Origin of the sequence: Planktothrix sp. FACHB-1355 (assembly GCF_014748295.1) — a bacterium.
Classification (GTDB): domain Bacteria; phylum Cyanobacteriota; class Cyanobacteriia; order Cyanobacteriales; family Aerosakkonemataceae; genus Aerosakkonema; species Aerosakkonema funiforme_A.
The window spans coordinates 1-1,822 of the sequence record NZ_JACJUP010001299.1 but is presented as its reverse complement, the minus strand read 5'-3'; the positions used below and the strand labels follow the sequence as shown (position 1 = coordinate 1,822).

At 46.6% G+C, this 1,822-nt stretch carries 2 protein-coding genes; both read left to right on the top strand.

What is annotated here, in order from left to right; translation table 11 throughout:
* On the top strand, positions 1 to 1,206 hold a 1,206-nt coding region (locus H6S82_RS31750), incomplete at its 5' end, for a hypothetical protein (RefSeq protein WP_191057388.1).
* A gap of 36 nt (positions 1,207 to 1,242) precedes the next feature.
* On the top strand, positions 1,243 to 1,822 hold a 580-nt coding region (locus H6S82_RS31745), incomplete at its 3' end, for a glycosyltransferase (protein ID WP_191057387.1).

Below are 1,822 nucleotides of genomic sequence, written 5' to 3'. Positions count from 1 at the left end.
CCAAAAGCGGAAACAAAAACAGAGCAAGCTCGCAGTGCTGATTCCTTCGTTGATTCGATCGGCGTTGTCGTACATCTAAATTATGCAGATACTGCTTACGCCAGATACGACGACATCATCAAACCCCGGCTGCAAGAATTAGGAATTCGCCATATTAGAGACGGCGTAGCACTAGGAGATACCGCCACTCAGCAAAAGTTTCTCGACTTAGCAACAATCGGCATCAAATCGATTTTGGTGATGGACCCGCGCTACGGCCAAACTGTCGAAGATGCCGTCAATATTGCCAAAATTATGGCCAATTCTGTTGAGGGAGTAGAGGGTGCAAATGAATGGGATCTGCATACCGATCTTCAATACAAAGGACAAAACTTTCCTGATGGTGTTCGCACTTACCAAGCTGAACTTTATGCAGCAATTAAAGCAGATTCTGCAATCGGTAATCTAGATGTTTTGGGGCCATCAATAGCCTTTGCAGAGAACGCTGTCAAGCTGGGAAGCGTTGCTTGCGACATCGGCACTATGCACAGTTACCCAGGTTGGGGACAGCCTAGTTGGGAATTAGATAATCGGTGGATACCCGCGACCAGAATTATGTGCGGCGATAAGCCGATCGTTGCTACTGAGTCCGGTTACCACAACGCGATTAACGAACAATCTGGTTTTGGCGTCTCCGAAAAAGCTTCTGCCAAATACTTACCCCGCTTGTTTTTGGAATATTTCAATCGCGGCATTAAACGCGCCTACAGTTATGAATTAATTGATGAAAAACCGAATCCCGAAGCAAATAACTCTCAACTTCACTATGGTTTGTTGCGGTATGATGGTTCGCCGAAACCCGCCTTCATTGCCGTAAAAAACCTTATTTCACTTTTGCAAGACTCAGGAGATAGCTTCGATCTCAGAGCGTTAGACTATGGTCTGACTGGGGACACAACTGACGTGCATCACACGCTTTTGCAAAAACGCGATGGCAAATTTTATCTGATTTTATGGCAAGAAGTTGCCAGCTTTAATAAGCCAACCAATGCAGATGTTGATGTGACTAAGCGAAATGTGACTTTAACCTTAAATACTGGCATAAAAAATGCAGCCACTTACCAGCCGATCGATTCAATTAATCCCATTAACCAATCCGAAAATCCCCAGCAAATCAAACTGGAAATTCCAGATTATCCCATTGTTGTGGAGTTAGTACCTGCTTGAAAAATACCCAAATACTCAATTTAAAGAGATAAAACTATGACATTAAACAAGAATTCCGTGAGTTTATTTCTCCCTTCCCTGACTGGCGGCGGTGCGGAACGGGTGATGCTGCACCTAGCGCAGGGTCTTGCGGCGCGGGGTTTGCACATTGACCTGGTGTTGCAAAACGCTGAGGGGCCATACCTGAAACTGGTGCCGATCGAAGTGCGGGTAATAGACCTGAAATCCCCCGGTATTGTGTCTAAAACCCTTGCTTTGCGGCGCTATTTGCAGAAAGAGCGACCCCAGGTGCTGCTATCGGCGCTAGACAACGTTAACGCGGGAAAATGGGCGCAACGTCTGGCAGGCGTATCCACGCGAGTGGTGTTAAGCGTGCATAATCACCTTTCCCACTACTTGCGCGGTGACACTGGGATCGCAGGCAAAATTAGGCCGCACCTGTTGCGCTATTTTTATCGATCGGCTGATGGAATTGTCGCCGTATCGGAAGGCGTGGCGGAGGATTTGGCGGAGATGACCGGGTTGCCATTAGAAAAAATCCAAGTTATTTACAATCCAGTCATAATGCCAGAGGTTTTTGAGAAGGCAAAAGCACCAATAAATCACCCTTGGTTTG